General features: G+C 39.7%; 6 protein-coding genes. 3 read left to right on the top strand and 3 right to left on the bottom strand.

What is annotated here, in order from left to right:
* Positions 1 to 285: 285 nt before the first annotated feature.
* Entirely contained in the window at positions 286 to 1,590 is a 1,305-nt protein-coding gene (locus VNZ46_RS26520; RefSeq protein WP_325564243.1) for a divalent metal cation transporter, read from the bottom strand.
* A gap of 178 nt (positions 1,591 to 1,768) precedes the next feature.
* Here VNZ46_RS26520 and VNZ46_RS26515 point away from each other — a divergent pair, with 178 nt between their 5' ends.
* The 3 genes from VNZ46_RS26515 (at position 1,769) to VNZ46_RS26505 (ending at position 3,907) form a co-directional block, all read left to right on the top strand.
* Positions 1,769 to 2,359 carry a TetR/AcrR family transcriptional regulator gene (locus VNZ46_RS26515; RefSeq protein WP_133778122.1) on the top strand — a complete coding sequence of 197 codons (591 nt, stop codon included), beginning with the start codon at positions 1,769 to 1,771 and terminating at the stop codon, positions 2,357 to 2,359.
* A 91-nt stretch (positions 2,360 to 2,450) separates the two neighbouring features.
* Complete coding sequence (locus VNZ46_RS26510) at positions 2,451 to 2,615, top strand: hypothetical protein (protein WP_325564240.1); 165 nt, start codon at positions 2,451 to 2,453, stop codon at positions 2,613 to 2,615.
* A gap of 5 nt (positions 2,616 to 2,620) precedes the next feature.
* Positions 2,621 to 3,907: an MFS transporter gene (locus tag VNZ46_RS26505; protein WP_325564238.1), complete on the top strand. Its 1,287-nt coding sequence runs from the start codon at positions 2,621 to 2,623 to the stop codon at positions 3,905 to 3,907.
* 49 nt (positions 3,908 to 3,956) lie between these two features.
* Here the strand turns inward: VNZ46_RS26505 and VNZ46_RS26500 are convergent, their stop codons facing one another.
* A complete protein-coding gene (locus tag VNZ46_RS26500) occupies positions 3,957 to 5,408 on the bottom strand; it encodes a RagB/SusD family nutrient uptake outer membrane protein (protein ID WP_325564236.1) in 1,452 nt (483 codons plus the stop codon).
* Positions 5,409 to 5,427: 19 nt separating this feature from the next.
* Positions 5,428 to 7,133 (bottom strand): SusC/RagA family TonB-linked outer membrane protein (locus tag VNZ46_RS26495; RefSeq protein WP_325564234.1); only part of this gene is annotated, 1,706 nt, incomplete at its 5' end.

Here is a 7,133-nt window from a genome sequence, read left to right as displayed (position 1 = left end):
ATCGTAAGAAAGTGCTATGCCACTAAAAAGTGTTAACGCTATTCTTTTTTGTTTTCATCGATAGGAGGTCTGTTTTTTCTGCGAAAAAAATCTTTTTTGGAATCTAAAGGTGTCCGTTAAAAAAAACGATTGTTAGTATGATTGTCTTACAAAGGCAAGAAAGAAAATAATCCAGTCTGCACCATACCGGTCTGCACCCAACGAAAATATGTTTTCATGATCGAACCTCAGAATCTGTAAGATTCAGTGAGATCAGAAAACATATTTTTAAACAATCAATCAGCGTTATTGTCCCAGGGTAAAAAACATAGCCACTGCAGCAGCACCCATAGCAATGAAAGTGAACCATAGCAGGAATTTGGACAGATAACCGCTTTTAAACTCACCCATTATTTTTTCGTTCGCTGCTATTTTGGCAATCAGGAACAGTAAAGGGACAGCTGCAACACCATTTAATACAGCAGCATAAACCAGGGCTTTAACCGGATCAATACCCACAAAATTGATGGTCAAACCAATTAACGTTGCTATTGTTATCACACCATAAAAGCCATGAGCTCTTTTCAGCTTCAAGTTTAATCCGGACTTCCAGCTAAAAGCTTCTGCCACAGCATAGGCTGCAGAACCTGAAAGTACAGGCACTGCTAAAAGACCAAGCCCGATGATACCAATCGAAAAGATCAATTTTGAAAGATAGCCCGCATGAGGAAAAGAGTGGACCAAAGGTTCCAGAGCTTTGGCTGCATCGGCTGCTGTTTTTACGTCGTGAACGCCGCTATTGTGCAAAACAGTTGCACCAACCACTAAAATAGACCAGGTGGTAATTTCAGAAACAATCATGCCCGTACCATTATCGAGCCTCATTTTATGAATATTTGCCCAGCCAATATTAGGCTTCCCATTTTTAAAAAGATGATCCCTTTTTTCTTCCTCCACTTCCTGAGAAGCTTCCCAAAAAAACATATATGGAGATATGGTTGTTCCCAGAACTCCGGTGATGATGAACAGGAAAGCAAAATTAAATTCAAAATGGGGGGTGATTGTGGCCTTTAAGACTGTTCCCCAGGGTTGATCTACAATAAATACAGTGATGGGGTAAGCGAGCAGGGCAATAGCCAACCATTTCAATATTCTGGAATATACCTGGTAGTTAGTGAAGATTTCCAGAACAAGGATGAAAATAGTAAAGAATAGGGTTAGAATCACAAAGGGAGCAGAAGGAAGGAGTAATTGGGCTGCTGCGGCCATTGCTCCAATGTCTGCTCCAATATTAATGGTATTCGCCACTACAACCAGCCCCACTACGATGTAAAGCACTGTTTTACTATAATGGTCCTTGACAATTGCAGCAAGGCCTTTACCGGTAACTAAACCAATTCTTGCACAAGCCTCCTGTACTGCGGTCATAAATGGAAGCATATATAATGCAGTCCACAACTGACCATAGCCAAATTGAGCCCCAGTTTGGGAATAAGTTGCTATTCCAGAGGGATCGTCGTCTGCGGCGCCTGTAGTAAGGCCGGGACCAAGTACACTGAAAAACTTTCTGATTTTATTTAACTTACCGTTCTTGGCTGGGATCCGTTTCATAAAGAAGGATAAATAGGCGTTATAGACATATAATTAAAGGTAAAGTTTTAAATCACTTCATCCCATTTCTTCGTAACATTTATTATAGAACATCCTCTAAGTAGTAATAGGCGCTATTATTAAATAGATTTCATAAGTAAATGAATATTCACTTATATTTGTTTGTTAATTCATAAATATGAGAGCGAGAGATATTGATAAAGAGAATCTGGTTAAAAAAACAGCGATAGAGATTATTGGAAAGGGAGGCTTTGAACATTTTAGTATAAATAAGCTCGCCAAAGCATGTGGCATTTCCGTGGCCACACTTTATATATACTATAAAGACAAAGAAGATCTTCTTTCATCTCTGGCTACGGAGTTGGGCAGAAAGATGGGAGATGCTATGCTGAAAGATTTTGACCCGGAGTCTTCTTTTGAGGCTGGTTTACGTCAACAATGGTTGAATCGTTATCACTATATGATAGAAAATCAGTCTATCAGTTTATTCTTCGAACAAGTGAGAACCTCATCGTATCAGGAGCAGTTCTTAAAAGCATTTGCAGAAGATTTAAAAAATGTATTCGGGAAGTTTATGGATAACATTGTTGCCAGGGGAGAGATTAATGCTATGCCCCTGGAAGTGTATTGGTCGGTGGCCTTTGCACCCCTTTATGCGCTTATTAAGTTTAACAATGAAGGACAGAGCCTGGGAGGGAAACCCTTCAAATTAACCGATGAAATGTTTTGGCAGGCATTTGATCTGGTGGTTAAAGCGCTTAAGCGATGAATCAATTAATTGTTTAACTAAATTAAAGAAAATGGAAAATTTTGATCACATATTACTTTTTAAAACTGATATAAGATCCGAATCAGATAAAATGAATCTTCAACCTGTTCTTGACACACACGATTGTATTGAGAATTGGAATGTGGATTTGGACGACGAAGACTATGTACTCAGGGTGATATCCCGTCAGTTAAAACACCATCAAATTATCGAATTGATTAATAAACACGGCTATGAGTGCCATGAATTAAAATAATTAAAATGAAACAGAACGAAATTATCCCTTTTACCGGCTATCAGAAAGCCGTTATATTTATTCTCGCTATTACCCAGTTTACGGTTATTCTGGATTTTATGGTGATGTCGCCTTTAGGCGATCTGCTGATCAAATCCCTGGATATGAAACCTTCTAATTTTGGAGTAGCGGTTTCTGCCTATGCTTTTAGCGCAGGTATCTCCGGTCTTCTTACGGCAGGTTTTGCAGATCGTTTTGACCGGAAAAAGCTCTTGCTGTTTTTTTATAGTGGGTTCATTATTGGAACCATATTTTGCGGCGTTGCACAGTCTTACCCGGTTCTGGTTGCGGCCAGGATCATCACCGGATTGTTTGGTGGTGTAATCGGATCCATTTCTATGGCCATCATTACTGACCTTTTTGCTTTACAACAAAGAGGTCGTGTAATGGGCTTTGTAACAATGGGTTTTGGTGCAAGTCAGGTTTTAGGCATCCCTATTGGATTGTATATTGCTAATCTATGGGGATGGGAAGCTCCATTTTTAATGGTTGCTGGAGTAGCGATTTTGGTGGCTGTATTTATTGCAATTGTACTCAAGCCTGTGAATCAACACTTGAAACTTCAAAATGATAAATCTGCCTTTACACATTTATGGCATACGGTATCCAAACGGGATTATAGAGTTGGATTTATGGCCACAGCCGTATTATCGATTGGTGGTTTTATGATGATGCCTTTCGGAAGTGTGTTTGCAGTAAACAATTTGCATGTTACAGAGAAGCAACTTCCTTTGCTGTTCATGGTTTCGGGCGTAAGCGCACTTGTCATTATGCCTATGGTTGGACGCTTAAGTGATAAAGTAAGTAAGTACAAGTTATTTGCGGTGGCCTGCCTATGGATGATTGCTGTTTGTGTAATTTATACCAATTTATCGGCTACTCCATTTTGGATCGTATTGCTGCTCAATGTAATGATGATGATTGGGATTATGGGCAGGATGGTTCCCTCTCAGGCTTTAATGAGTGCAGTGCCGGAAATGGAAGACAGAGGTGCTTTTATGAGTATTAATGCTTCCCTGCAGCAGATAGCCGGAGGGGTGGCGGCAGCTGTTGCTGGTATGATTGTTTATCAGGACAACAAATTCAGCCCTTTGAAGAATTATGATATAGTTGGATATGTAGTGGTTGTGATATCATTGATCAGCATTTATCTGATGTACCGGGTAAATGAGGTAGCTAAAAAGAGAGCAAATGAAAAGCCGGTTTTACCTGAAGAAGAAGCTGAAGAAGTACTAATAACAGCAGAGTTTTAAAGAAAAGCCCTCAATGAAATTCATTGAGGGCTTTTTTCCTTGTACAGGTCTAATATCCTGTATTTTGTTTCAATTTTTTATTCGCATCTAACTCTGATGATGGAATTGGAAATAGGAGTTGAAAATCTTGTATAGTAACATTATTTACAGCCTTTTCAACTTCTTTATATTTTCCAAGACGGATCAGGTCCCAACGTCTGTGCCCTTCAATGCAAAGCTCACGGGAGCGGTCTTTAACCAGGGAATCTACAAATGCCGCAGACGTAGGTGTATTGGCAAGACTTAGCTGTTGAGCTGGCAAAGTTAGACCTGCACGCGCTCTCACTGCATTTAAGCCAATAAATTTTGCCGGATCTGCCGGATTTACCTTGTTCATCGCCTCAGATTGCATCATCAATACATCTGCATATCTCAGAACAATCCAGTTTACACGTGAATTATTTGTACCTGCAACCCATTTAGGGTCTTTAAATTTAGAGACATAAGGTGTAACCGTAGTGTTTGCTGCTGTATTGGATACGTTCCAGTTTTTCCGGATGATATCGTCTTTGGTGTAGGTGTTGTTGAACAGGTTCAGGTTGGCAACAAATGATCCGGAACCCTTTACAATAGCAGGGGAGAACATCCTGATAATAATGTTCTGGGTTGTACTGTTGTCATCTCCAAATTGTACGTCAAAGATGTGTTCTGTTTGAGTTGGAAAATACTTAAGGTCACAGTTAAATACATCTGAATAGTTAGCCATCAGTTTATAAATACCTGAATTGATGACCTTATTGCACGAGGCAAGTGCATTTTGACTGTCATTAACATCTGCAAATGTAGTGCTGCTGCGTTGCAGATAAACCCTGGCAAGCATTGCAGATGCGGCGCCCGTAGAGACCATTCCTTTAATGCTAATCTTGTTCTCTGCATAGCAATTGGCTTCTGCGAATTTGAGATCCGAAATGATTTGCTCATACACTTTTGCTGCCGGGGATTTATCCGGGTAAAGATTTGGATCCTCCAGGCTCTGGATTGGTTTCAGTATGATCGGCACATCTCCAAAACTTCTTACCAGGTCAAAATAAGCCATGGCACGAAGAAACATGGCATTACCTATAATATTGTTTTTTGGTGCATCGTCCATTGCAATTCCTGGAACATTGGCTATGACGTCATTTGCCCGGCTAATAAGTTTGTAACTGTTTTGCCACCAGTTCTGGATCTCAATATTAGATGCTGTATATTGTAATTTATACAAATCAATACGTTCCTGATTTTGGGTGAGCAAAGGAACAAGACCGTCTCCGGTCAGTTCAGTAATCAAATAAATGGTTCGCTGATAGTAGGCTTGTGGTTGCAACTGGCTCAGCACACCGTTTATGGCGAGTTGGGCATCAGCAGCTGTTTTATAAAAGTTAACTGGTGTTAAAACACTGTAAGGCTTTTCTTCCAAAGCTTTTTTGCAAGAGGCAAAAAACAGAGGTGCTAAAGCTAAAGCTATAAATATCTTTTTCATCTGATTGTTCTGTTAAAGGTTAAAAACCAAGTCTTAATCCCAGGGTATACGTCCTGATATTCGGATAAGGATTGTAGTCCGTTCCCAGGGAAGTGAAATTTCCTGCAGAGTTTGAATAAGAGTTCACCTCAGGGTCATATCCTGAATATTTAGTGATTGTAATCAAATTCTGTCCAGTCACATAGACGCTTGCCGTTTTGAATACAGAAGACATTTTTGGCAGAGGAAGGTCGTAAGTCAATGTAATTGTTTTAAAACGCAGATAACTACCACTTTCCAAAATATCACTTGTTGGTCCGAGTCCTCTTCTTAATGTACTGCCTAAACTTGGCAATGTATTGCTGGTACCTTCTCCATTCCAGCTATCGGTCAATACGTAGGCAAGTTTATTGTCAGATAAGGTTCCATTTTCATTTTCTATCTTATTCTCGTTTAAGATCTGATTTCCATATACACCTTGTAGCAGAATAAACAAGTTAAACTTACCTATAGTCAAGTTGTTAGAAATTCCGTAGGAGAATTTAGGTAACGCCTGTCCGATAATGGTCCTGTCTGCATCATTGATTAAGTGGTCGCCATTCAAATCTTTATATTTTGGATCTCCAGGTTTAACCGGGGTGGTAATGCCACTTTGTGAAATCTCCTGAGCACTTTGCCAGATCCCGTCAAAGACATAACCATAGAAAGAGCCTATTGGCTTACCTACCTGTAGAATAGCGGCGCTTCTTCCGCCAGGATACAGGCTTGAACTCACATTACCAGTTAACTGCGAATTTACACCCCCAAGGTCTAGTATTTCGTTGATGTTTCTTGAAAAGTTAAGCGTAGTAGACCATTTTACTTTCTCTGATTGAATATTTTGTGTGTTCAGGGAGAATTCAAATCCCTTGTTACGAACGGAACCGATATTATCTATTACGGTTGTGAAACCACTTGTTGATGGTACAGTACGGTTAAATAGTAATTTGGTGGTTTTCTTGTTGTAATAGTCTGCTGTAAAACTGATCCGATTTTGGAACAGTCCTAAATCAACACCTGCGTTGTAAGCAGTGGTGGTTTCCCATTGCAAATTTGGGTTTCCAATGTTGTTTGGTGATGCACCTACTATACGGCCGTTGGAATAATAGGTGTTAAAAGAATATTGCTGTAAAGGTGAATAGGCAGGTATGTTTGAGTTACCTGTCAGACCATAGCCAAGCCTTAATTTCAGATCACTGATCTTTTCGTTGTCTTTCAGGAATTCTTCTGAAGAAACCCTCCACGCCAAAGCTCCTGATGCAAAGTTTCCCCATTTATATTTTTCTCCTAATGGAGAAGATCCATCTCTCCTGTAGGAAAGTGTAACGAGGTATTTGTCCATCAGACTATAATTTACCCTCGCAAGCAGAGAGGCGAGTACAACCTTATTTGCAGTTGATGTTGCAGTTGTACTTCCTCCAACACTTAAATTATCTGTGCCTAAATTGTTTGTAGTTAATGCAGTTGCAGTTGTTGTATTGCTGCTAAACTTAAATTCCTGATAAGTGAATCCAACTACAGCGCTGATCGAATGGATCTTATTTAATATGGTATTGTAACTTAAGGTGTTTTCATTTAACCAGCTTAAATTCTGTGGGTTAACAATTTGAGCATAGCCGTTTGTACTTGCGCCTAAAAAGGTTGTATTTGGTCTGAAGGTCTGTTCTTTAGAGAAACGGTCATCTGTACCAACACTTACTTTAAGTT

It is taken from the genome of Pedobacter sp., from assembly GCF_035566355.1.
GTDB lineage: Bacteria > Bacteroidota > Bacteroidia > Sphingobacteriales > Sphingobacteriaceae > Pedobacter.
This window is presented reverse-complemented; position numbering and strand designations above follow the sequence as displayed.

What these genes read in the sequence shown, in the direction of transcription:
- VNZ46_RS26515 (WP_133778122.1), top strand. Translation starts at nt 1,769, where the DNA reads ATGAGAGCGAGAGATATTGATAAAGAGAATCTGGTTAAAAAAACAGCG.
- VNZ46_RS26520 (WP_325564243.1), bottom strand. Translation starts at nt 1,590, where the DNA reads ATGAAACGGATCCCAGCCAAGAACGGTAAGTTAAATAAAATCAGAAAG.
- VNZ46_RS26510 (WP_325564240.1), top strand. Translation starts at nt 2,451, where the DNA reads ATGAATCTTCAACCTGTTCTTGACACACACGATTGTATTGAGAATTGG.
- VNZ46_RS26500 (WP_325564236.1), bottom strand. Translation starts at nt 5,408, where the DNA reads ATGAAAAAGATATTTATAGCTTTAGCTTTAGCACCTCTGTTTTTTGCC.
- VNZ46_RS26505 (WP_325564238.1), top strand. Translation starts at nt 2,621, where the DNA reads ATGAAACAGAACGAAATTATCCCTTTTACCGGCTATCAGAAAGCCGTT.